Here is a 23198-nt window from a genome sequence, read left to right on the forward strand (position 1 = left end):
CTATTTATTCACAGTTTTATGATTGCAAAATGACAATAAGCTATCGCATCATTACCGACATTGTTTTGGTTTTAACGCAAATCTATGAAGTTTGAACGTGGTATTGGTTTTCTAGCACTCATTTTCTCAATGTTAGTGATAGGTGTCTTTGTTGCTTTTAGTATCTATCTGATCCGCTTGGATAATATTATTCGTGACAAATTTGAAGGTCAGCGTTGGGACATCCCTGCCAAGGTGTTTGCTCGCCCATTAGAAATTTATTCTAGTGCACCGATTACTCAAGAGAATTTTACCCAAGAGTTAAAATTACTCGGCTATAAAAACACGGCGAATTACGACAAGTCTGGTAGCTATGTAGTACAAGGCAATCAGATGTATGTCCATACCCGTGGTTTTGACTATGGCGATAGTAATGAACCTGAGCAAGTGCTGGAACTTGCTTTTGCTGATGGTCAGGTGAGTGAAATCCGTTCCACCAAGCCTTCGAGCACAGGAGTCGCACGTTTAGAACCTTTATTGATTGGTGGTATTTATCCACAACACAATGAAGATCGCGTTCTGATCAAATTAAATAAAGTACCAAAAACGCTGATTGAAGCATTGATTTCAACAGAAGATCGTAACTTCTATCATCATCATGGTATTTCGATCCGTGGTACCGCACGTGCCTTGGTCAGTAATGCCACGGGTGGCCGTCGTCAAGGTGGTTCGACTTTAACGCAACAGTTGGTGAAAAACTTCTATCTTTCACCTGAAAAAACCTTGAAACGTAAGGTCAATGAAGCCCTGATGGCGGTGTTGATTGAACTGCATTACAGCAAAGATGAAATTCTTGAAGCTTATCTAAATGAAGTGAACTTAGGCCAAAATGGTAGCTACTCAATCAATGGCTATGGTCTAGCATCACAATTTTATTTTGGCTTGCCTTTACGTGAACTGAATATCTCACAGCAGGCCTTCCTCGTTGGTTTAGTGCAAGGTCCATCACTGTATAACCCTTGGCGTAATCCAGAATCTGCGAAAAAGCGTCGTGATGTTGTGTTAAATAACATGAAAGTCATGGGCTATTTATCTGAAGCTGAATATCAAGATGAAATTGCCCGCCCTTTAAATGTGGTCAGTAAACCAACCTTGGGCCCTGCAAAATTCCCAGATTTCTTGGATATCGTACGTCGTCAACTGCGTACCGAATATCAAGAAAGCGACATTACCAATCAAGGTCTAAGAATTTTCACCACACTTGATCCAATTGCACAAACACAAGTGCAGAATGCGTTTAAGAGTACTGTTGATCGTTTGGCCAAAGCCAACCCTGCCCGTCTGAAAAACTTACAAGGTGCAGTATTGGTTGCTCATCCTGAAAATGGTGAACTGGTCGCAGCTGTTGGCTCAACTCAAGACTTTACTGGCTTTAACCGTGCCTTAGACGCAAAACGTCAAGTCGGTTCTCTGTTAAAACCAATCATCTACTTAAATGCAATCGAGTCTGGGCGTTATACTTGGGCAAGCCCAATTGAAGACAGTGCCGTCAATATTCCAATTGATGGTGACAAGAGCTGGACACCGAAGAACTATAGTGGTGGCGAACATGGTGTCGTGCCAATGCAACAAGCATTAGCCAACTCGTATAACCTCTCTACTGTTCGCTTGGCAAATGAGTTTGGTTTATCTGCATTTAGCAATAAACTCAAACAGTTTGGCGTGAGTTCAGATATTCCTGCCTATCCATCGATTTACCTTGGTGCTGTAAATATGTCACCAATGGAAGTATTGAGCATTTACGGCAACTTTGCGACGGGTGGCTTTAAATACCCACCACGTTCGATTCGTACCGTGGTCGATGCCAAAGGACATTTACTTGAGCGTTATGGCTTGAATGTTCAACAAACCATTGACCCTGCTGCGGCATACATTATTAATTATGGTTTACAGCAAGTGATGCGCACTGGTACAGGCCGCTCTGCTTATAACAGTTTACCTGAGTCACTGAATTTAGCTGGTAAATCTGGAACAACGAATGACACGAGAGACTCATGGTTTGCAGGTTATTCGGGTAATCATGTTGCAGTGGTGTGGTTAGGTCTGGATGACAATAAAGTGACAGGCTTAACGGGTTCGTCAGGTGCATTGCCTGTGTGGACCAATGTGATGAAGCAACTCCGCCAAGAACCAGTCAATTTACGTCAAACTGATAATGTTCAATGGCAATGGATTGATAGTGCCAGCGGTGACTTATCTGCTCAAGGCTGTGATGGTGCGATGTATATTCCACTCCTCCGTCAAACAGTACCTCGTCGTGCAACGCTGTGTGGTCAATCTCACTATGAAGTTGAGCCAACCTACATTCCTCAATCCGATGAAACACCTGCTGATGATCATAATGATGGGATCAGCAACTATATTCGCGAAAGTGAAAATCAAATGGATACAGATTTATCCAATCACACCCCAACGCGCGTTATCTCTAGCGGCAGTTACAGCGGTGAGAATTAACTTTAATAAGGATGATTGGACATGATGAAAAAAATCACGGTTATGCTTGGCGTGTTGCTGCTTGCAGGTTGTACAGCAGCGCCCGAAAAAGTGGTCACTAAACCGACCACTACCGTTCCACCAAAAAAGAAGGTAACCCAGCCTTCTTCTGGTGTGAAAATCACGCCTTATGACCAAAAAGAAATTAAGCGTCAGAGCGTTCCAGTGGTTGTGCCGCAACAAAAGGTTCAGCAAAAATTTAATGATGGCAGCCAGTTACCTGCATTCAAAACCTTAATGCAAAAAACTCAAGTGGCTTATAAACAACAGCAACTTGCAGAAGCAGAACGTTATGCACTTCAAGCACAACGTATTGCACCACAAGCCACAGAAACTTATTTATATTTGGCAATGATCGCAGATCAGCGCAAAGAATATGCCAATGCTGAAGCGCTGGCACGTCGAGGCTTAAGTTATGCGCAAAGCAATGCCATGAAGAAGCAACTCTGGATGATTATTCTTAAAGCCAGCGAAGCACGAGGTCATACGATTAAGGCCCAAGAAGCACGAAGAACTATTCAGGCCCTTTAAGCTTAGTCGATTGAACTAAATTGACGAATCCCAGCAAGCCCATAAGCATGATGTTTTTGGGCTTGTTCTACATCTGCAGGTGCAACTCCACCTAAAGCAAATACTGGAATATCACTGTTCTGTGCCAATTCCTGAAAACGATTCCACCCCAACACTTTGCTATCTGGGTGTGTTTCTGTCGCAGATACTGGGCTGAGAAATGCCGCATCACAGCCAATCTGCTGGGCGTGTTGCAAAGAAACTGCGTCATGACATGCGGCGATAAAACGCTTGCCCACAATCAAGCCACCTTTACTCAGATTCATCAGCTGTGATTGCTTTAAATGGATCGTCTGTATCTTGTTTTGCAGCTCTACAGTTAGTTTCTGCCAGAGATCGATATTGACAATCAATTTTTGCAATTGCTCATCATTTAAACGACCAAGTTGCTGCTCAACCTTCTCAAGATCATCAGTGTGTATACGCCAATACAAGAGTGTCTGTTGCTGAGGCAAAGTATCGATCTGATCACTGATCTTAATCAAGTGCGGCCAGCTTAAACGTTGCAGAATTGCGGCATTGGCTTTTGGGAAATTTAAACCCATCAATTGATCACGGCTATACCAAGCCCACGGTTGATGAATAAGATTGAGCAACTCATCGGGGACATAAGCATGGAATAAATGTAAATTGACAATGATGTCTTCATATTCATGTCGAATCACATCAAAAACATGCCAATCTTTCAAGCCAATGCCAACTTCCTCATAAATTTCCCGACGACAAGCCTGTTCAGGTGTTTCACCTTGTTCAACTTTGCCACCTGGAAATTCATGTTTGTTGCCTTGGTGTTGGTTTGCCTGTCTCCAACCGACTAAAACTTTTGCTTTATGTAATAAAATTGCGATCGCAACGTCAACTGTAGCTTTTGCCATAACAGTCTAAATTCCCTCATTTTTCTATAATCATTTTAAGGAAAACGTTGCCGTATTCCCATGTCAAAAAACAAAATTAATGAATGATTTTGTAAATTCTTAAAATTTCCGTTGACAGGTCTATTCGATAATGATTATCATTTAAAACATTAAAAAACACACCACGGAGCATAACAAATGAACGCACCATTCAGCCTTTTCACTCGTAGTACAGATGCAGCTCAATCATTGCCAATGTTGCATTCAAATAACCTTTTTGCCTTAGGTCGTGAAATCCGCATCATGCATGCTGGTGAGGAGTATCGTTTACGTTTAACCCGCAATAATCGCCTTATTTTAACGAAGTAATATAATAATAATCGGACAACAATAAAAAACGTGGGAATAGCAGTATGTCAGCGCATACTGCTTTTTTAATTTGCTTGTTTATTTAAAAATAGGCTCACATCTCGAAGCTGATCGTGACTTTCAGTCCGCCATATTCAGACTGTGCAAACCTCATTTTACCATGATGCAATTCAATGATTTTTTTACAAATCGAGAGCCCTAAGCCAGAACCTTGTGTTTTAGTTCCCAAAGCACGATAGAAACGTTCGCCCAGCCGTTCTAAAATTTCTGCACTAAGACCATTCCCATCATTTTCAATACTCAGCTCTAGCTCATGAGCTCGCTGATTGAATGCAATATAGACCGTTCCATTTTCTGGCGTATATCGAATTGCATTGTCTAAAATATTGCGTATACAGGTAAAAATCAGCTGTTGATTCGCTAAAATCGTACTGTCAGGCAGACTTGACGTTTGCTGGATTTGAATTGCCTTCTCATGTGCAAATAAACCCAGTGCTTGGGTTGCCTCATCGACCACCAATTGCAATGCAAAATGAGTTTTGGGAAGATTGTCTGAATGCTCAGGATCCAATCGTGCCAATAGCAACAGATTTTCTAAAGTCTGAATTCCATGACTTACGTCTTGCTGCATTTGAGAAAAATCGGTCGCACGTTCTGGATATTTACGCTGCAACAATTGTAAACGCATCTGAATTGCGGACAATGGCGAGCGCAGCTCATGTGATGCATCTGCAGTAAAACGCTGTTCAGCCTGCAACGCATGATCAAGTCGCTGTAATAGTCGATTTAACTGACCCAGCATCGGTTGTAATTCCTTTAGCTCAACCTCAGCCGCTTGAATCGGTGATAGATCATCAGCATTCTTTGCAGAAATTTCAGTAGATAGTTGATGAATGACTTTAAATTGGCGTTTAATCAAAAAATGTAACATGATCCATTGCATCAACCACACCAAGATTAAAATCAGTGCATAGCCCGCAAAACTATTCAGCAAGTCTTTAAAGCGTTCACCTAGAGGCTGTAAAATCAACACCTGCATCGGTGCATGCTCACCTTCACCTGCATAGCTCCGCCATAGCTGACCTTGCTGCCAAATCAGGCCAAAGTCACCCTGTGTTGCATTAATCAAAGTGTAATACTGCGGATCAAGATGGAAATCTTCTGACTGAGTTAAGGTTTGCTGTTGATTGCTCAATCGATATTGAATATCAAACTGTTCACTTAATTCATCGATCTGCTGCCCTGATGTTGTGGTCAAATCCGTAATCAACAGCATGTCTGAAATTTCATCCATGATTTCATCTTGTACTTGCATGGTTTGATACACAGAAATCACGGCGAACAAAAGTAATGCCACACAACCAGCGACAATTGAACTGATCAAAGAGGTTTTCACCAACTTGGTTTGCAACGACACCACTTTCATTCTGTTATTCCTGATGCATGCGGTAGCCTAAACCACGAATAGTTTTGATATATTGCCCGCCAATTTTCTTCCGAATTTGATAAATAAATACTTCAATGGCATTACTTTCGATTTCATCGCCCCATGCATACAAAGACTCTTCGAGTTGCTCCCGTGTCAGAATATGATTTGGCTTTTGCATCAATTTATATAAAATTTGAAATTCTTTTGCAGTCAGATTAATGGTTTGTCCTGCCTTGCTTAATGTTTTTGCCTGTGGGTCCAGTTGTAAATCCAGAAAACTGAGATACTGACCTGCTTGAGCCTGATGCTGACGTAACTGTGAACGAACCCGTGCCGATAATTCCTCCAAATTAAATGGCTTGACCAAATAATCATTAGCACCAAGATCTAAACCTTCAACTCGGTCATGAATATGATCTTTAGCGGTAATAAAAATCACGGGCGTTTTCGAATTCTGACGACGAATGGTCTTCAGAATCTCATCGCCAGAAGCTTGCGGCAGTCCACGATCAAGCAAGATACAATCATATTGATGCTGTTCGACTGCTAGAATTGCATGATCACCGCGCTCCACCCAATCAACGCTATAGCCATCCATCTCGAGCCAGTCTTTAATACTTTCTGCCTGAGATGCATCATCTTCAGCCAATAAAATTCGCATAGAACCCTACATCCATCAAACTATTAAGATTTATCATGCCTTTAAACGATGCAACAAGCAAAAAAACCACATGATTGATCATGTGGTTTTTTCAAGTCATTCAGCTTAGAATTTAACTTGGTTTACATCAACTTCAACACGCTTGGCTGGTTTATAGTCGATGTCAATTTCACCAATAATCGTCACAGGTGTTTTTGCTGAGACCGGCTTGCCCATCCATAAGTCATCATCAATATCAACTGTAATGCTGCCTGTTTGATCGCTAAACTGATATTTCTCATCACCAGTTGCTTTCACGACATAGCCTTTTAATTGTACCGGCGTATCATCTTTCAAGGTTAATGCTTGTTTCACCGTCGTGGTTTGTGTCGGAGCTAAAGCTTGCTGATTGACAGCACCTGTATTCGCTACGGCAAATGTTGTTACACCAACCAAACCAGCAATCACTGCAACTTTAGAAAATACGTTCATCTTTATACCCTCATCGTGGTTCATCATTTCGATGTAGTCATTAAAACAAATGAAGATGAGGTGAATCTGAAGATTAAAATTTTCTGTTTAACTCAAAGGAACCACGCGTAATACTTCCTCTAATGTGGTCACACCTTCGATCACTTTACGTGCACCTGCAATACGCAATGGCTCAATCCCTTCTTTCTTGGCTTGTGCTCTTAAATCATTCAATGTGCCATGTGCGCTGATTAACGACTTTGATTCTAAACTGACCGGCATAAACTCATAAATACCGACACGACCTTTGTAGCCAGTATGACGGCAGGCTTCACAACCAACTGCTTTGTACATAGTGGTTGGCATATCCATCATATAGTCAAAGGTCAAATGCTCCCACTCATGTTCATTCATCTGTGTTTCTTGTTTGCAATGCGGGCAAAGTCTACGCACCAAACGTTGTGCCAAAACACCGAGAATGGTTGCTGCTGTAAGGAATGGCTGTATACCCAAATCATGTAAACGCGTTAAGCTCGATGGTGCATCATTGGTATGAAGTGTAGAAAGTACCAAATGCCCCGTTAATGCCGCTTGAATCGCCATATTTGCAGTATCGTGGTCACGAATCTCCCCCACCATAATAATATCGGGGTCTTGACGCATTAACGCGCGTACACCATCAGCAAAACCTAATTCAATATTTGGATTGACCTGCATTTGGTTAAAGCTTGGCTCTAACATCTCAATCGGGTCTTCAATGGTACACACATTGACTTGTTCTGTTGCCAATTGTTTTAACGATGAATACAGCGTGGTGGTTTTACCTGAACCCGTTGGGCCTGTAACCAAAATAATGCCGTGACTATGCTGCGTCAGCTGCTGCCAACTCTGCAACAAATGCCCTTCAAAACCCAGTTGCTGAAAACTACGTACCAACACTTCTGGATCAAAAATACGCATCACCAGTTTTTCACCAAAGGCTGTCGGCAAAGTCGAAAGACGGAGTTCAGTTTCCTGACCTTTCGGTGTACGCGTTTTTAAGCGGCCATCCTGCGGTTTGCGCTTTTCTGCCACATTCATACGACCTAGAATCTTAATCCGCGAAATCACAGCAGTGAGTGTATTTGCGGGCATGTTATAGATGGTATGTAAGACACCATCGATACGGAAGCGCACCTTCCCTTTATCTTTACGCGGTTCCAAGTGAATATCACTGGCGCCTTGCTCGAAAGCAAATTGCAGTACCCAATCCACCAGTTTGACAATATGCTGATCATTGGCATCCGGATTTTGCGCATCGCCCAACTGCAATAAAGCTTCAACACCCTTATTTTCACGGTCATAAATACTCGTATTCTGCGACGAGCTGACCGCACGGCTGACTTGATAATATTCAACAAGATAACGTTGCAATTGTTCTGGATTTAACAGAACTTTCTCAATCTTCTTCGGCGCTAAGCTACGCTCTAGGTTATTCAACCATTCTGTCGTAAATGGCTGATCGGTCCCAATCAAAATTCGATCCGCTTGTACATCGACCGCTAAAATGTGGTTGCGCACCGCAAATTCTTGTGACATGACACTGGTGAGCGCAGCCACATCCGCTTTGAGTGGGTCAATCACAAACAACGGCATTTCTGCTTTTTCAGCCAGCCACTGACACAAACGGTTAAGCGTCAATGTTGAACTGGCATTGAGTTGATCTTTTAAATTAAAATTGGCAATCCATTGCAAAGGATGCCATTTCAACTGTTCTTTTTGACGATGAGTGGTTTGAACAAGTAATTTGTCTCGTTCAGTCATACGACCATCTTTCAGTAGTTGCTCTAAGCACCACGTCACATCAATGGTAAAAGAAAAATTTGCAAATTTTGCCTGCGCTTGCATGACCGTCAGTTCCCCAAATTTTAAACTCAATTATATTTTTTAAAGTTTTAGCTTTGTTCTACAGCCACCACAGTGACGTTCCTATCATCCACTGTAAAACGAATATTCAATTCAGCAAAACACATTCCATAGACCCGTCCAGCATCCTGTTGATATGCAGGTCTTGGATCTAAAGATAACACTTGTTCCAGTTCATCGAATATCTTTTTGTCCAAAATCATTTGCTTTAATAGCTGTTGCTGCTGTGACTGTGCAGTTTCTGTCCAACGTACTATTTTACGAATGGGTTGTTCATGTGCATAACCACTCTGTGAATCCGCAATCGCATCTGAATATTGAATATACGGTTTGATGTCTAAAATCGGTGTGCCATGCAATAAATCGCTGCCTGTCACATACAAGCGAATAGATTTTCCATGTTTCTCAACCCGTAGAAAGCGAACCACCGATAACCCGATTGGAGACGGTCGATACATGCTTCGCGTTGCAAAAACACCGATTTTTTGATTCCCACCCAAGCGTGGCGGACGCACTTGTGGACGAAATTTAGACATTTGATTCAAAGAGTTATCTTGATTTTTATTTTCATGGAACTGCCAAAGCAACCACAAATGACTAAAATCTTCGATCCCCTCAAATGCCAAAATATCGTTATAGGGTTCCGTCATCTCTATAAATGACTCGACTTGAACGAGATTTGGCTGCCGTGGAATGCCAAATTTCTCACGATAAGGTGAATGCATATGGCCAATGATCGGCATGACTACAGAGTTGCTCATCACTTTTTCTTATAAACACAATTAAATATATTCAGTTTATCGAGAATGATTTTAGATTAGAATAGCCATCTGTTTCTTTTAACTGTGATCGAGACCTTTAATGGCTGCTTTTAACGTTGAACGCATTACTCATGTTCACCACTGGAATGACACGCTTTTCAGTTTTAAAACGACACGCGACACCAGCTTACGTTTTAAAAATGGTCAGTTTGTGATGATCGGCCTTGAAGTGAATGGTAAGCCTTTAATGCGTGCTTATTCGATCGCGAGTGCGAATTATGAAGAAGAACTCGAATTCTTCTCTATTAAAGTACAAGACGGTCCATTAACTTCTATTTTACAAAAAGTACAAGTGGGCGACGAAATCCTGATTTCTAAAAAGCCTACAGGCACTTTAGTACACGACGACTTATTACCAGGTAAAAATTTATATCTTTTATCTTCGGGTACTGGCCTTGCTCCTTTCCTTTCACTTCTTCGTGACCCAGAAACTTACGAAAAATTTGAAAAAGTGATTATGGTTCACGGTACACGTTATGTATCTGAACTTGCTTACCAAGATTTAATCTTAAATGAGCTTCCAAGCCATGAGTTCTTTGAAGAATTGGGCATCAAAGACAAACTGGTTTACTACCCGACAGTGACACGTGAGCCGTTCCACACGCAAGGTCGTGTAACAACGGCAATTGAAACTGGCGAACTCTTTGAAAAGATTGGTTTGCCTCGTTTCAACCGTGAAACTGACCGTGCCATGCTGTGTGGCAGTCCTGCGTTCTTAAAAGACGTTGCTGCATTGCTTGATGAACATGGTTTAGTCGAATCACCGCGTATGGGCGTTATGGGTGATTATGTCATCGAACGTGCATTCGTTGAAAAATAATGCTGAATAAATAAGAAATAAAAAACCGAGGTATTATCCTCGGTTTTTTATTTCAATACTTTTAAAAGAGATTTAAGATTTTATTTATATTAATTTTAATAAAGCTACTATTTAATAAAACTAAATACATTATCTCTTAAGCCGCTTCCAGATGAATTAATCGCTCAATATAATACCAACACTCTTCGATTTGAGCATGATCTTTATTTACTTTTGCATAAGCAGTCATACCATCTAATATATTGATATACATTGCTGTAAGTACGTGAGGTTGATATACCTTGGCTTTTTCAAATAGCGCTTCAACCAGTCCCATTAACCATTCGCGATATTCTACGATCGGTTTAATAATAGAGGGATATTGTTGTAATATTTCTAAAGAAGCTTTTTGAAACATACAACCATGAAAATCATCTGAGTTAAACCAGCCCAAGTGCCAAAAATAGACTGCCTTAATTTTCCCCAAATAATCATCTTCTTGCTTCGAATTAACTTCGTGTTCAATTGCCTCTTGAATACTTTTATTCCTTCGAGACAGACACTCTTCAATCAGGTTCTCTTTGGAAGGAAAGTATTTATAGAAAGTCATCTTCGCAACACCTGACTCACTAATAATTCGGTCCACTCCTACAGAGCTGTAGTTATGGCGGTTAAAAAGGTCTAGAGCCGTTGCAATAATATCTTCTTTTTTTGACATTTTATTATCCTTTTAGAATTCTATCAAAAAACTTAATGCATTATTTAGACATAGTTTACATGCTGGAAAGTTCTGGCCACTATGTATGTTTATGTTATTTTAAGAGCATTATCGAAAAGTCGTATTTTCTTTATTGTCCCTCTTATAGGGTATGTAAAAATCTGTCTATACACAAGATCATTTGTAAAAAAATCTTTCTATTTTTAAAATAAAAAAATATAACGTGAATCAATTCTCATTTTATTTAGAGTTAAGTTAATTGATAAACTTTCTTATTATTTTTTAGCCGTCTTAATAAATTGATTTCACAAAAAAATCATTTTATATTTAAATCATCCAATAAAAAGATGTTTGGTTGAACCAATAGTTATATTCATAAGCAACCAAAAAAAATCTAACTAAATAATTGGAAAAGCAATAATATTATTAATCCATCGAGTATAAAACTATGCCAAAAAAATTTGAAAACTTTAACAACCCAAGACAGAACGCTATTGAAGGAATGAAGAATAGTATTTCTGTTGAGCTATGGAACAAGAACCTGAACTTTCTGAACCAATTACGTACAGAGATTTCACATCATCCTGTTTCACGCCATCCAGCCATTCAACTTTTAAATGACGGCGTAATTGACAAAGAAACTTTAAAACACATTCACTTAGAATATCGTCATGCCATTGTACAGGTATTTACCGATGCATTGTTAATGGCGCAATTTCAAACCAAACAGTTAGAACCACGCTTACTTTCTGGTTCTAAAATGTTCCCTCGCTTTTTACTTAATCTTAATATTTTGGATGAGTTCGGATTCCGCCCTGGTCTTGATGATGAAGGATATTATTCTGGCAACCCTGAATATGCGCACTACCCGCTGTTTGAAGATGTGCTAAATGACTTTGAATTGAGTCAATCAGAACGAAATGACTATCAACCGTCACTCATCTCGCAACGTGTTCGTAATTATCTGGAAAACTCATTTCATAGCTATCAAGCCGTTTCTGCTCTGCTAGCCGTCGCAGAAGAAGAAGTCATTTTATTTAGCCCGGCATTACGTCAAGCAACTAAGGCTGTCGGTTTTGATGTGGATAGCGGTTATTACTATGTACATGGCGTGTCACATGATGCATCTGCTGAAGCGGCCGATGATGATCATGAAGATGATTTATGGTTCGTATTAGCGCAAGCATGTGTCGAATCTGAATATGCGTCTATTCGCCAAATTTGTCTTGAATATTGTGATTTGTGGGAACAATTCTGGGATGAACAAATTGCATATTACGGAACATTCAAAAAACTGGCTTAATTTCCTTATCACAAGGAGCCATCTTCAACGTTTCTGTTGAAAGATGGCTTTTTTATGGGCTGAGAAAAAGAATCTCTAATCGTTCAGATGCTAATTTAATCAAAGTCAGCTGGTAATTTACGATATAATTCAACTTTCTTTCCCGCAAATATCCAGCGCATGTTTTCACAATTTGATTTCAACTTATTGGTTCTTCTTGTTTTATTAGGCTGTGGTGTCTTTAGTCAAAATACAGCGGTGACTGTGGCGGCAGCTTGTCTGATTTTGGTAAAGCTTACACCTTTAAATCAATTTTTCCCTTATATTCAAAATCATGGTTTGAATATCGGCATTATTATTTTAACCATTGGCGTACTTGCACCGATTGCGAGTGGCAAAATCAGTGGTGAAAGCATCCTAAAATCATTCATCAGTATCAAGTCCCTCGCTGCAATTGCTGTGGGTTTATTGGTCGCATGGCTGGGTGGACGCGGTGTGAAGCTGATGAGTAACCAACCTGATGTAGTTGCAGGATTATTGATTGGTACGGTGGCAGGTGTTGCGCTGTTGCGTGGCGTACCCGTGGGACCACTCATTGCCGCAGGAATCTTATCCCTGCTGATTGGCAAGTCTTAACGATAAAATGGATGCCCAGATCCTGATGATTACATTATTTTAGAGCAAAAAGGTAGAAGTTCATTTCCCCTACCTTTTAAGCTTTAACCATTTATTATTGCTCATAATAAACAGTTCGCATCTTGGAGAACTTTTCAAGTTGCTTAATAAACCCTTCAAAATAATTCTTCTCCTTATCCTCTGTTCGATAGCCTGCGTATAGGGTACGTCTCAAGCCTTGTGGCGAAACACAGGCTAAACGGCGACTCACCACCCAGCCTTTTTGTTCATATTCATTCACTACCCAATCAGGTAAAGCCGCAATACCACGTCCACTGGCAACCAATTGAATTAACATCTGGGTCAGATCAGTGGTACGAATATGCTTAGGTTGAATATTTTCAGGGATAAATAAATGCGCCATGATATCTAGGCGATGTTTATCAACAGGATAAGTGATCAGCGTTTCTTCAGCTAAATCTTGTACCGAAACCTGTTCCGCACGAACCAAAGGATGCGTATTTGATAATACTAAACGAGATTCGTATTCAAAGATTGGAAAGTATTCAATCCCCTTTAATGCGATGGGATCAGCCGTAATCAATAAATCAAATTCCGCATTTTGCAAAAGTTCATGCGGATTGGATTCAAATCCTGCTGCGAAATCCAGATCTACATCAGGATATTGCAGGCGATATTGATTTAACAACGGCATCAACCAGTCAAAGCAGCTATGACATTCAGATGAGAAAATAATGCGTCCCGTTTGCCCATGCACGATACGTGTAATATCGGTTTGCGCGATCTGAACTTGAGGTAACACATCATCTGCCAGTTTAAGCAAGCGTTCGCCCACATTAGAAAAGCTGACTGGACGACTACGACGATTTACAACTTCGACCCCATACCAATGATCAAGTTCTTTTAATTGATGTGAAATTGCAGATGGCGTAAGACATAAATCTGTTGCGGCAGACACCAATGAACCGTGCTCTCTTAAAGCAATTAAAGTTTTTAAATGACGAAGTTCTAACATAGCAATGGCCTTGCGCTTAAACCCTTTAAATCCCCCTTTTTAAGAGAAATTTACCACCCCATAATCAGATTTTGATCCGAGGTTGCCCATCCTTGTTAAAAGTTCAGAAAGGATTTTTATTGAATTTAATTCATCTTAGCATTAAATTAATTAGCTTATCTCACTATTTATTTTCTTTCATTATTTTTATATCACATGAAATTTACCCATCTTAGCCAACGATAACATTCTACTCTAGATCGAAAACAGCACTTGAGCCAAGAAAGGGGTAGAAAAAGTAAAACCTTTCTGAATTTGGAAGTCATCATTATTAAAAAAATTCAGCATGAGCTGAGAACATTTCATTGAATTCGACCGCCATAGGCTTTTAAAACTTTTACAATGTAAGATTACCTGTTGCAGACCATGCCTACGATGACCCAACAAAGTCAAAAGACGCTTGAACGCCAAAAACTCAGCCTGCCCGAAGGACACGACAAACTATTGCTGCATTCATGCTGCGCGCCGTGTTCTGGTGAAGTCATGGAAACCTTGATTGAATCTGGCATCGATTATTCAATCTTTTTCTATAATCCCAATATTCATCCAGTCAAAGAATATCTGATTCGTAAAGAAGAAAATATCCGTTTTGCCGAGAAGCATAATATTCCTTTTATCGACTGTGACTACGATACTGATAATTGGTTTGCACGTGCCAAGGGGATGGAGGATGAACCTGAGAAAGGCATTCGTTGCACCATGTGTTTTGATATGCGTTTTGAAAGAACAGCACTTTATGCCTATGAACACGGTTTTAGCTTGATCAGCAGTTCGCTCGGCATTTCCCGCTGGAAAAATATGCAGCAAATCAATGACTGTGGTCTACGTGCGGCGGCACATTATCCAGATATTCAATATTGGGATTATAACTGGCGTAAACACGGTGGCGCCGTCCGTATGCTGGAAATCAGCAAACGTGAAGAGTTTTATCAACAAGAGTATTGTGGTTGTGTTTATTCACTTAGAGATAGCAATCGCTGGCGTATGAGTAATGGTCGCGATCGAATTAAACTGGGTGTTAAGTTCTATAGTAATGCGATGGATGATGAGTCTAATCAATAAAAATAAAGTCGAAACAAAAAGGCTAATTCTGATGAATTAGCCTTTTATCATCTTAATTTACAGAAACACTGATAATGCTATAGAACTGATTGCTTGGCTTTTGCTTCACATCAACTGTTTCACTCACTTCAATCAAGTATTCCGCTGCTTTTGGAAATACTAAATCAGCACTGCCATCAGCCGCTGTTTTTAAGCTAACCCCTTGCTTATCCGTCGCACCTTTGGCACGAATTACCACATTGGCATTGGCAAGTGCCTGATTTGCTTTCGACACTTTAATTTTTACCGCTTGATTGGCTTTTAACTCATTTGGGTGCGTTAAAAACTCAACTTGAATCGGTGCAGTGCTTGCTTGAATTGGCGTCTTTTTTTCTTTACTTAAATACGTCAAAAATGTCCATTCACGCGTAATTTCGACTGGGGTAATTTTTTTCGTTTTTAGATCTGCTGGAATTGCAAAATCACGCTCAGCTTTTGCAGGTGCTTTGTCTGCAGGCATATCAAAAAACATTTTCCATTCTTTTTGATCTTGCACATATTTCAAAGGATAGCTTGTGCTGGTCTTGACGGTATAAGTACCTGCTTCTGGTAATTTTAAATCAAATACTGTTGCCGAACCGAGCTTAGAATCTGGCTCAATCGTGGTTTTGGTGTTGTTTGGTGCTGTAATTTCAAATTTTGCATTTTTTAATGCATATTCGCTATTTAATGCTTCTTCTGCATAGCCAGATATAACAGTCACTTGCGTTTGCTCAGTCGTATAAGCAATCGGTGCAATATAAGGTTCATGGGCAAAGCTATAACCTGAAACCACTACCAATGAACTGATTAATAATTTTTTCACTCTCATCCCACCCTTTTTAAAAATTCAGTTAAGAAAATATCTGCTTGCATTATACATAAATGAAAATAATTATCATTCAAAATTATACTGTTTTCTTAGACTGAAATTATTTTTAATTGAGATAAAAATTGTGTTCTGTTTCACTTTTCTGAAAGCGACTCGAATATAATACGGCGGTACTTTTAGACTTGAGATATTATGTCCTCGCCAAGCTCTCCCTTGCATTCATCTCCCTCACACAACTATTCCTTATTTCTGGTTATTTTCTCGTTGGCTGTCGGTAGTTTCTGTATTGGAACAACTGAATTTGTGGCTATGGGACTGATTCAGGAAATCGCTACTGACTTAAATGTCAGTGTGCCCCATGCTGGCTATTTCATTAGTGCTTATGCGCTTGGAGTCATGGTTGGTGCACCGATTATTGCCATCCTCGGCGCAAAAGTTCCGCGCAAGACTTTATTACTTGGCCTGATGCTTTTTTATGGTTTGGCCAATGCCGCCACAGCTTTTGCTACAACGCCAGAAGCGATGCTCATTTCTCGCTTTATAGCAGGTTTTCCGCATGGTGCTTACTTTGGGGTTGCGGCTTTGGTTGCAGCTGAACTGGCAGGTAAACAACGTCGCGCTACCGCGATTGCACAAGTCATGATGGGTTTAACCATTGCCAATGTGATTGGTGTGCCCATTGCCACATGGCTTGGACAGCAGTTCGGCTGGAAAGCAGGGTTTGAATTTTCTGCTGTGATCGCCTTCATTACGTTGATTGGGGTCAGTTTGTTTGTGCCCAATATCCCTCTGCAAAAGAGTGCAAGTATTCAAGCTGAATTGGCGGGTCTAAAAAATATCAATATGTGGCTGACACTTGCAGTAGGTGCAATTGGTTTTGGTGGCATGTTCTCGGTGTATAGCTATGTGTCTCCAATTCTGACGGAATATACCCACGCCAATATCAGTGTCGTGCCGATTGCTTTAGCAATTTGGGGTACAGGGATGGTCATCGGTGGTTTGGTTGCGGGTTGGCTCGCTGATAAAAACCTGTTTAAAACCATTATCGGGATTCTGATCAGCTCTGCGCTTGCCTTTGTCGCGGCCAGTTTTATGATGTCCAATCTTTATACAGCGATTGCAGCTTTATTCCTGATTGGTTTTACTGTGATTGGTTTAGGCGGTGCCTTACAGACACATCTCATGGACATTGCAGGCGATGCACAAACTCTGGCAGCGTCTCTCAATCATTCGGCATTTAACTTAGCCAATGCACTTGGCGCGTTCTTGGGCGGATGGGTACTGAGTCATAATATGGGTTGGTTAGCACCGATCTGGGTTGGTTTTGTTTTAAGCTTAGGTGGTTTGGCGATTTTATTAATTGCACTGGCTTATGCCAGATATTCACAGAAAAATGAAACTGCTGCATCTTAACGGCAGTTTCACCTACGGGTTTTAATCCATTAATTTTGCAATCTGTCGATCATGCCATTTTGATAACAATAATAAGGCCATGATCGCCCCAATCAGGGCAAAAAACATATCTGATTGTGTATCCCACTCATCCCCTTGAGTTCCGAGGAATTCTTCAGCCCCTTGCCCCAATAACAATGCTGCTGCCCATTCAACCAATTCATAAGTCGCACTGATTGCCAACACAATACAAATCACAATAAAGCTCAGCATTTTGCCTTTGCCTAAAATATGGTTTCGAATCAGGATTTCACGAGCCACCATTGCGGGTACAAAACCCTGCATAAAATGCCCAATCTTGTCGTAAGGATTACGATCCAAACCCAACCATTCTGCAATTTCAAAACCAAAAGGGACACGCGCATAGCTATACGCTCCACCAACAATTAGCACAATCGCATGACAGAAAATAAGTACATACAATAAATGGGTAAGCGGAAACGTTTTATAGGTGGCAAACAATAATGGTACGACAATCAGCACGGGCGTAACTTCAAGCCACCACGTGGTCCGATCAAAAGGTTGAATTCCTGAAACGACCAATAAAATGGCCAAAATCATCGTCCCCAAGCACAACAAAGAAATACGCATCATTTTATAGAATCACTGATTTATTTATTCATACCATAATCTAAAAAACCGAAGTGCGTCCTTCGGTTTTTGGTTATAAATCGATAAATTGAATGTTATTTCACTGCATCTGCAACTTCTTTCAGCATCGTCTTCATACCATCCAGCCCATTATTCATCAAATACCAATTACTCGAGTCTAAGTAGACAATATTGCCGTTTTTCGCCGCTTTGGACTCATTAATAATCTTATTATTTAACACCTGCTTTGCACCTTGCTGATTTTCAGTAATTGCTGCACCGCGATCAATGACAAACAGATAATCTGGGTTTTTCTGTGCAATAAATTCATGCGATACCGCCATACCATGCAATCCCACCTTGATTGAAGGGTCCGCTGGGGTAAATCCATATAGGTCATGAATATTACCAAAGCGCGAACCCGGGCCATACGCTGCAATCTTGCTGTTATTCACCAAAATCACCAAAGCCGTTTTGCCTTTGGTCTTGGCTTTTAATGCAGCGATATCTTTTTCCAAAGTCTGTAATTGCTGTTCTGCCTCAGGCTTCTTGCCCACCATTTCAGCAATATTCAATGTTTGCTGTTTAAAAGAATTGAACTGATCGTTGTAATCCACATCAACAAAGTAAGTCGGCGCGATCTGCTTGATTTGACCCACCATATTTTCCATACGGCCACTCATCAAGATCAGTTCAGGCTGACTGGCTGCAATTTTTTCCAGATTCGGTTCTTTCACTGTCCCTACATCCAGATATTTACCTTCACTGAAATTTTGCAAGACTTTCGGCAACGGCGTTCCTTTTGGCAAGGCAACCACTTTATCGTCCGCGCCCAAAGCATGAATGGTATTTAAAGCACTGGTATCCAGTACCGCAATACGCGATAAATTCGCTGGAATAGTAATCTGCCCTGCCTTGCTGTTAAAACTTAAGGTTTCATGTGTAGCAGTAGTATTACTGTCCTGATTTGCCGAAGGTGTGTTGGAATTGCCACATGCAGCCAATGCCACACTTAGCATCATGACTGGCAATGTTTTTTTGAAACGCATAACGAACTCCTAACTAATAAAATACAAACCTAATTTATGTTGCTGAACCTGCTGGATCGGAATATGGAAATCAAAAATATCTTGCAGAATATGTTCATCCATCAACTGTTGTGGATGCCCTTGATACACCAATTCACCTTCTTTCATGGCAATGATGTGATCGGCATAGACAGAAGCAAAGTTAATGTCATGAATCACCACAATGATCGATTTTCCATGATTCTCGGCCAAATCTTTTAAAACCCGCATAATCTGTGAAGAATGCTTCATATCCAGATTGTTTAAAGGTTCATCAAGCAAGATATATTCGGTGTCCTGAGCCAGAATCATGGCGATATAAGCACGTTGTCGCTGCCCACCCGACAATTCACTGATTTGTCGGTGTCTTAAGGCTTCCAGATCCATATAGGCAATTGAGCGATCAATCACCTCACGGTCTTCCTGAGTTAGGCGACCTTGTGAATATGGGAAACGTCCGAAAGCAACCAGATCTTCAATACTTAGGCGCAGCTCGGTATGGTTAGATTGCTTTAAAATCGCCAATTTTTTGGCAATGTCAGCACTTTTCATCTGTTGCAGATCTTGCCCATCTAGCAAAACTTGACCTTGATCTGCTTCAATTAAGCGGCTCATCATCGAAAGTACAGTACTTTTACCTGCGCCGTTTGGGCCAATAAATGCCGTAAACTGTCCTTTGGCAATCGTCAGCGAAAGCGCATTTACCACACGTTGCTGTTGATAGCTTTTGCTTAAATTCTTGAGCTCTATTGCCACTTTTTATTTTCCTTCAATAAAATCCAGAAGAAATAAATTCCACCGACGAAATTAATAATCACACTGAGTGTTGTTTTTAAATTCAGTACATGCAGAACCATGAATTGCCCAAGCATTAGACAAAGAATGCTGACCAAGATAATGCCAAGCAATAAGATGTGATGTTGATGGGTCTTGAACAGTTCTAAGGTAATGTTGAGGACCAACAAACCGAGGAACATCATTGGGCCAGCTAAAGCTGTAGCAGAAGCCAGTGCCAATACCACTAGGATCAAAAGCAAACGACTAGTCTTGTCATAATCCAGTCCCAAGTTCAGCGCATGATCTCGTCCCAAAGCCATCACATCGAGTGTGTGATAATGCTTCAGGCTGTAAAATAGAATCGGTACTATGGTCAGTAATGACAAAACCACGGTTTCCATTTTCACGACATTAAAACTGGCAAAACCCGCATAAGCAGCGATCTGAAATTCATCTGGATCTAGCAAAACCTGAAAGAACGTTGTTATGTTGTCGAATAAAGTTGAGCAGATCAGACCAACGAGCAATAGGAAATAGATATTTTGCTGTGCGACTTTCTGGAAAATAAACCGATACAGCAACAAGGCAAAGGTCACCATTAACAGCAAACTGATCAGATAATCAGTGACAAAGTTAAGTGACAACAAAGTACTGGCACCAAAGAAATAGATAATCGCTGTCTTTGAGAGTTCATATAATTTATCTAATCCTAGCGCTTGTGGTGTTACCACCCGATTGTTCACAATGGTATGAAAAACCAAAGTCGAAACACCGACCGCAACACCCGCCACGATAATGGCAGCAACTGTTTTTAAGCGCAGATTCAAGGCATATTGCCACGCCACACCCAAATTCCAGCTCAGGTATAAGGCAATGCTGAGAAGCATGAAGAGCGCTAAAATAATTAGCTTGGTTTTATGAGGCATAGCGATATCTCCTGAGTAGTAACCACAGGAAAATCACACTCCCCACCACCCCCATAATCAGACTGACAGACACCTCATAAGGGAAAATCACCACCCTGCCAAATACATCACAGAGCAGAACCAGCAAAGCACCCAATAATGCAGTGTGCGAAAGTGTTCTACGAATATTGTCACCCAAATACAGACTTACCAAATTCGGTACAATCAAACCAAGAAATGGAATCGCACCCACAGTGACAATCACCACACCTGTAATTACGGAGATCAATAACAAACCAATAAAAAGAGTCTGTTTATAGTTCAGCCCCAGATTGGTGGCAAAATCCTGCCCTAATCCAGCCAAAACAAACCGATTGGCAAAGATATAAATCAGAATCAGAACGGGCACACTGAGATAGATCAATTCATATTGACCATTTAAAATGGTTGAAAAATCCCCTTGTAACCAGCCTGCCAAGTTCTGCAATAAGTCCAGTTGTAGTGCAATAAAGGTGGTAAATGCAGAAATAATACTGCCAAAAATCATACCCACCAGCGGAACAAAAACCGTGTCAAGATGCTTTAAGGTTGCCAAAATACTCATGAATGTCATTGCACCCATAAGTGTCACAGCAATCGCAAAGCCTGTTTTCGTAAAAATTGAAGCACTGGGCAGTAAAATAATCGAAACCAGTACACCCAAACGTGCGCAGTCATATAGGCCTGCTGTGGTTGGGGATACAAAACGGTTTCGACTCAGTGACTGCATAATCAAACCACAGACACTTAGCCCTGCGCCCGCCACAATAATTGCCATTAAACGGGGTAAGCGACTGGTCCAGAACAGTTGCCAGTCTTGAGGATTGCCAGCCCATAAGCCAGCAATACTCATCTCTCCCACACCGACAAATAGGGAAATAAATGCCAAGGGAATTAATAATAAAATCAGGTAACGCCGCTTAATCATGTTGGGAGAACTTCATAGGATGCGTAAACTTAAAATAAGCTTAAAAAACACAAAATATATAATAAGAAACTATCACAAATGATAAAGATTATTGTTAACTTTTTTAAACAAGACTGACTGGCTCTGAAGTAAAACTTAATTTATTGAATCTTTTATATTGGTATAAAAACACCTAAGCCTTAGCAGTGCTAAGTGCTAAGTGCCAGAGCATGATTTGGTCCATATCTGAAAATATAAATAACCTAGGATTGCTAACCTGTGCTTAAAGCTCGGTCTACATTTTTATAATAAATTTCAAATTATTCTGAAAGTTTTTCACCACAATGCGGGCAAAAACGGTACTGCTTTTTTTCCTGCTCCTGATCTTCAAGTAGTTTTTCTCGCACGAGCTGAATGATAATTTCATGCGTCTGCTCTTTGGGTAAACCGACCTTTTTCCGAATGCGCTCAATTTCCATTTGATCATGCAGCAAGTCCAAGCCTTTGGCCTGTAAGACTTCACGAAACTCCTGTTCCAGTCGCTGATTCCGCATATTCAGCTCATTGGCTAAACCTGAAGCCAAGATACCTGCTGGTAAAGCAGCAATCCCCACACCGAGAATAGTAATAAATGCACCTAATATTCGTCCTAGGTTGGTCACAGGTGTGACATCGCCATAACCCACCGTGGTTAAGGTCACTACGGCCCACCACATCGCTTGCGGAATCGAACTAAAGGCTTCAGGTTGCGCTTTATTTTCAACGACATAAATCGCAGAAGCAGTCATTACAATCATAATGACCAAGATAAAAATAACCGCTTGGAACGAGCCTTTTTCTCGCTGAATCACCCGTAAAAGAATTTGTAATGACACAAAATAGCGCGTCAATTTGAGCAATCTTACCAACCGTAGAACACGCAGGAAACGTAAATCGATATGGACAAAGAAATTCAAATAAGCAGGTAAAATTGCCATTAAATCGATAATCGCTCCACCGCTTTTCATCCAACGAATACGCTGCTTCCATGCAGGTTGTTGTGGGTTTTGCTCAACAATACTCCAGAGCCTGAGCAGATATTCCCCACTAAAAATAATGATCGATAGATTTTCAAACACATCAAAATAAGGCTGATACAGCTTATAGAACTCATTGACGGACTCAAGTAATACCGCAGCCACGTTGCCAATAATCAGGGCAATCAAGACATAGTTGACGCAGCGACTAATAAGGCTTTTATAATCATCATTATGTAAGTTGTTATAAACAAAGCGTCTTAATTGTTGCCATGAAAGTTGAGTCATACCGTACTTATTGTTCGATTCAGCAAGTTAAAAATGTAGCACGTTACTCTGCTGTTTGATAAGAGATTTTCACCAAAGCCAGTTTTTTGCTGAAAAACAAAATCATTTGTCAATTCATTGCTCTATATCACGCTGTTTCAACAAAACTCTCTTTGAATTTTGAT

23 protein-coding genes are annotated in these 23198 nt (G+C 40.6%); 8 read left to right on the forward strand and 15 right to left on the reverse strand.

Annotated elements, in window-relative coordinates:
- The first annotated feature begins 84 nt into the window (after positions 1–84).
- Positions 85–2493: a penicillin-binding protein 1B gene (gene mrcB / locus F887_RS07535; RefSeq protein WP_005294768.1), complete on the forward strand. Its 2409-nt coding sequence runs from the start codon at positions 85–87 to the stop codon at positions 2491–2493.
- 21 nt (positions 2494–2514) lie between these two features.
- Entirely contained in the window at positions 2515–3063 is a 549-nt protein-coding gene (locus F887_RS07530; RefSeq protein ID WP_005294771.1) for a hypothetical protein, read from the forward strand.
- Between the two features lie 2 nt (positions 3064–3065).
- Here F887_RS07530 and F887_RS07525 read toward each other — a convergent pair whose 3' ends face one another.
- Positions 3066–3977, reverse strand: coding sequence for an NUDIX domain-containing protein (locus F887_RS07525; protein ID WP_005294773.1), 912 nt, complete (start codon positions 3975–3977; stop codon positions 3066–3068).
- A gap of 177 nt (positions 3978–4154) precedes the next feature.
- Here F887_RS07525 and hemP point away from each other — a divergent pair, with 177 nt between their 5' ends.
- Positions 4155–4325, forward strand: a complete 171-nt coding sequence (gene hemP, locus F887_RS07520; RefSeq protein WP_004653932.1) for a hemin uptake protein HemP — start codon at positions 4155–4157, stop codon at positions 4323–4325.
- A 94-nt stretch (positions 4326–4419) separates the two neighbouring features.
- Here the strand turns inward: hemP and F887_RS07515 are convergent, their stop codons facing one another.
- From F887_RS07515 to tsaA, 5 genes are all read right to left on the reverse strand, one after another.
- A complete protein-coding gene (locus tag F887_RS07515) occupies positions 4420–5751 on the reverse strand; it encodes a sensor histidine kinase (protein ID WP_005294775.1) in 1332 nt (443 codons plus the stop codon).
- 4 nt (positions 5752–5755) lie between these two features.
- Positions 5756–6415 carry a response regulator transcription factor gene (locus tag F887_RS07510; RefSeq protein WP_005294777.1) on the reverse strand — a complete coding sequence of 220 codons (660 nt, stop codon included), beginning with the start codon at positions 6413–6415 and terminating at the stop codon, positions 5756–5758.
- Between the two features lie 105 nt (positions 6416–6520).
- Positions 6521–6886, reverse strand: coding sequence for a NirD/YgiW/YdeI family stress tolerance protein (locus tag F887_RS07505; RefSeq protein ID WP_005294780.1), 366 nt, complete (start codon positions 6884–6886; stop codon positions 6521–6523).
- 87 nt (positions 6887–6973) lie between these two features.
- On the reverse strand, positions 6974–8752 hold the full coding sequence (locus tag F887_RS07500) for a type IV pilus assembly ATPase TfpB (RefSeq protein WP_005294782.1): 1779 nt from the start codon (positions 8750–8752) through the stop codon (positions 6974–6976).
- A 47-nt stretch (positions 8753–8799) separates the two neighbouring features.
- Positions 8800–9531: a tRNA (N6-threonylcarbamoyladenosine(37)-N6)-methyltransferase TrmO gene (gene tsaA / locus F887_RS07495; RefSeq protein ID WP_032862895.1), complete on the reverse strand. Its 732-nt coding sequence runs from the start codon at positions 9529–9531 to the stop codon at positions 8800–8802.
- Positions 9532–9631: 100 nt separating this feature from the next.
- Here tsaA and F887_RS07490 point away from each other — a divergent pair, with 100 nt between their 5' ends.
- The gene (locus F887_RS07490) at positions 9632–10411 is read left to right on the forward strand and encodes a ferredoxin--NADP reductase (RefSeq protein ID WP_005212762.1); all 780 of its coding nucleotides are present in this window, start codon (positions 9632–9634) and stop codon (positions 10409–10411) included.
- A 136-nt stretch (positions 10412–10547) separates the two neighbouring features.
- Here F887_RS07490 and F887_RS07485 read toward each other — a convergent pair whose 3' ends face one another.
- Positions 10548–11108, reverse strand: coding sequence for a TetR/AcrR family transcriptional regulator (locus F887_RS07485; protein WP_005294788.1), 561 nt, complete (start codon positions 11106–11108; stop codon positions 10548–10550).
- 448 nt (positions 11109–11556) lie between these two features.
- Between F887_RS07485 and F887_RS07480 the strand changes: the two genes are divergently transcribed.
- Positions 11557–12411: a hypothetical protein gene (locus tag F887_RS07480; RefSeq protein ID WP_005294792.1), complete on the forward strand. Its 855-nt coding sequence runs from the start codon at positions 11557–11559 to the stop codon at positions 12409–12411.
- A 159-nt stretch (positions 12412–12570) separates the two neighbouring features.
- Positions 12571–13026 (forward strand): DUF441 domain-containing protein, encoded by a 456-nt coding sequence (locus F887_RS07475; RefSeq protein ID WP_005294795.1) that lies wholly within the window; start codon positions 12571–12573, stop codon positions 13024–13026.
- Positions 13027–13120: 94 nt separating this feature from the next.
- On the opposite strand, the gene F887_RS07470 is transcribed toward F887_RS07475, so the two are convergent.
- Positions 13121–14041 carry a LysR family transcriptional regulator gene (locus F887_RS07470; protein WP_005294797.1) on the reverse strand — a complete coding sequence of 307 codons (921 nt, stop codon included), beginning with the start codon at positions 14039–14041 and terminating at the stop codon, positions 13121–13123.
- Between the two features lie 405 nt (positions 14042–14446).
- On the opposite strand from F887_RS07470, the gene F887_RS07465 reads away from it, so the two are divergent.
- The gene (locus F887_RS07465; protein ID WP_005294799.1) at positions 14447–15142 is read left to right on the forward strand and encodes an epoxyqueuosine reductase QueH; all 696 of its coding nucleotides are present in this window, start codon (positions 14447–14449) and stop codon (positions 15140–15142) included.
- Positions 15143–15194: 52 nt separating this feature from the next.
- On the opposite strand, the gene F887_RS07460 is transcribed toward F887_RS07465, so the two are convergent.
- Entirely contained in the window at positions 15195–15986 is a 792-nt protein-coding gene (locus tag F887_RS07460) for a DUF4198 domain-containing protein (protein ID WP_032862902.1), read from the reverse strand.
- 198 nt (positions 15987–16184) lie between these two features.
- On the opposite strand from F887_RS07460, the gene F887_RS07455 reads away from it, so the two are divergent.
- A complete protein-coding gene (locus tag F887_RS07455; RefSeq protein WP_005294802.1) occupies positions 16185–17405 on the forward strand; it encodes an MFS transporter in 1221 nt (406 codons plus the stop codon).
- Between the two features lie 21 nt (positions 17406–17426).
- Here the strand turns inward: F887_RS07455 and F887_RS07450 are convergent, their stop codons facing one another.
- The 6 genes from F887_RS07450 to F887_RS07425 form a co-directional block, all read right to left on the reverse strand.
- Positions 17427–18035, reverse strand: a complete 609-nt coding sequence (locus F887_RS07450) for a DUF2238 domain-containing protein (RefSeq protein ID WP_032862905.1) — start codon at positions 18033–18035, stop codon at positions 17427–17429.
- Positions 18036–18130: 95 nt separating this feature from the next.
- Positions 18131–19084 carry a siderophore ABC transporter substrate-binding protein gene (locus tag F887_RS07445; RefSeq protein ID WP_005294810.1) on the reverse strand — a complete coding sequence of 318 codons (954 nt, stop codon included), beginning with the start codon at positions 19082–19084 and terminating at the stop codon, positions 18131–18133.
- Positions 19085–19093: 9 nt separating this feature from the next.
- Positions 19094–19858: an iron ABC transporter ATP-binding protein gene (locus tag F887_RS07440; RefSeq protein ID WP_004772594.1), complete on the reverse strand. Its 765-nt coding sequence runs from the start codon at positions 19856–19858 to the stop codon at positions 19094–19096.
- Positions 19849–20805, reverse strand: coding sequence for an iron chelate uptake ABC transporter family permease subunit (locus tag F887_RS07435; RefSeq protein WP_005294812.1), 957 nt, complete (start codon positions 20803–20805; stop codon positions 19849–19851). The genes F887_RS07440 and F887_RS07435 overlap by 10 nt, the downstream gene beginning before the upstream one ends.
- Positions 20795–21751, reverse strand: coding sequence for an ABC transporter permease (locus tag F887_RS07430; RefSeq protein WP_005294815.1), 957 nt, complete (start codon positions 21749–21751; stop codon positions 20795–20797). Before F887_RS07430 ends, F887_RS07435 begins: the two co-directional genes overlap by 11 nt.
- A gap of 299 nt (positions 21752–22050) precedes the next feature.
- Positions 22051–23034, reverse strand: a complete 984-nt coding sequence (locus F887_RS07425) for an ion transporter (RefSeq protein ID WP_005294817.1) — start codon at positions 23032–23034, stop codon at positions 22051–22053.
- Between the last annotated feature and the right edge of the window lie 164 nt (positions 23035–23198).

This window comes from Acinetobacter sp. NIPH 2100, from assembly GCF_000369805.1.
In the GTDB taxonomy this organism is placed as follows: domain Bacteria; phylum Pseudomonadota; class Gammaproteobacteria; order Pseudomonadales; family Moraxellaceae; genus Acinetobacter.

Excerpts from the sequence above, each read along its gene's own strand:
- F887_RS07525 (WP_005294773.1), bottom strand. The coding sequence starts at position 3,977 with ATGGCAAAAGCTACAGTTGACGTTGCGATCGCAATTTTATTACATAAA.
- hemP (WP_004653932.1), top strand. The coding sequence starts at position 4,155 with ATGAACGCACCATTCAGCCTTTTCACTCGTAGTACAGATGCAGCTCAA.
- F887_RS07500 (WP_005294782.1), bottom strand. The coding sequence starts at position 8,752 with ATGCAAGCGCAGGCAAAATTTGCAAATTTTTCTTTTACCATTGATGTG.
- F887_RS07480 (WP_005294792.1), top strand. The coding sequence starts at position 11,557 with ATGCCAAAAAAATTTGAAAACTTTAACAACCCAAGACAGAACGCTATT.
- F887_RS07435 (WP_005294812.1), bottom strand. The coding sequence starts at position 20,805 with ATGCCTCATAAAACCAAGCTAATTATTTTAGCGCTCTTCATGCTTCTC.
- F887_RS07445 (WP_005294810.1), bottom strand. The coding sequence starts at position 19,084 with ATGCGTTTCAAAAAAACATTGCCAGTCATGATGCTAAGTGTGGCATTG.
- F887_RS07490 (WP_005212762.1), top strand. The coding sequence starts at position 9,632 with ATGGCTGCTTTTAACGTTGAACGCATTACTCATGTTCACCACTGGAAT.
- F887_RS07510 (WP_005294777.1), bottom strand. The coding sequence starts at position 6,415 with ATGCGAATTTTATTGGCTGAAGATGATGCATCTCAGGCAGAAAGTATT.
- F887_RS07425 (WP_005294817.1), bottom strand. The coding sequence starts at position 23,034 with ATGACTCAACTTTCATGGCAACAATTAAGACGCTTTGTTTATAACAAC.
- tsaA (WP_032862895.1), bottom strand. The coding sequence starts at position 9,531 with ATGAGCAACTCTGTAGTCATGCCGATCATTGGCCATATGCATTCACCT.
- F887_RS07450 (WP_032862905.1), bottom strand. The coding sequence starts at position 18,035 with ATGCGTATTTCTTTGTTGTGCTTGGGGACGATGATTTTGGCCATTTTA.
- F887_RS07465 (WP_005294799.1), top strand. The coding sequence starts at position 14,447 with ATGCCTACGATGACCCAACAAAGTCAAAAGACGCTTGAACGCCAAAAA.
- F887_RS07455 (WP_005294802.1), top strand. The coding sequence starts at position 16,185 with ATGTCCTCGCCAAGCTCTCCCTTGCATTCATCTCCCTCACACAACTAT.
- F887_RS07515 (WP_005294775.1), bottom strand. The coding sequence starts at position 5,751 with ATGAAAGTGGTGTCGTTGCAAACCAAGTTGGTGAAAACCTCTTTGATC.
- F887_RS07530 (WP_005294771.1), top strand. The coding sequence starts at position 2,515 with ATGATGAAAAAAATCACGGTTATGCTTGGCGTGTTGCTGCTTGCAGGT.
- F887_RS07430 (WP_005294815.1), bottom strand. The coding sequence starts at position 21,751 with ATGATTAAGCGGCGTTACCTGATTTTATTATTAATTCCCTTGGCATTT.
- F887_RS07475 (WP_005294795.1), top strand. The coding sequence starts at position 12,571 with ATGTTTTCACAATTTGATTTCAACTTATTGGTTCTTCTTGTTTTATTA.
- F887_RS07485 (WP_005294788.1), bottom strand. The coding sequence starts at position 11,108 with ATGTCAAAAAAAGAAGATATTATTGCAACGGCTCTAGACCTTTTTAAC.
- F887_RS07470 (WP_005294797.1), bottom strand. The coding sequence starts at position 14,041 with ATGTTAGAACTTCGTCATTTAAAAACTTTAATTGCTTTAAGAGAGCAC.
- mrcB (WP_005294768.1), top strand. The coding sequence starts at position 85 with ATGAAGTTTGAACGTGGTATTGGTTTTCTAGCACTCATTTTCTCAATG.
- F887_RS07505 (WP_005294780.1), bottom strand. The coding sequence starts at position 6,886 with ATGAACGTATTTTCTAAAGTTGCAGTGATTGCTGGTTTGGTTGGTGTA.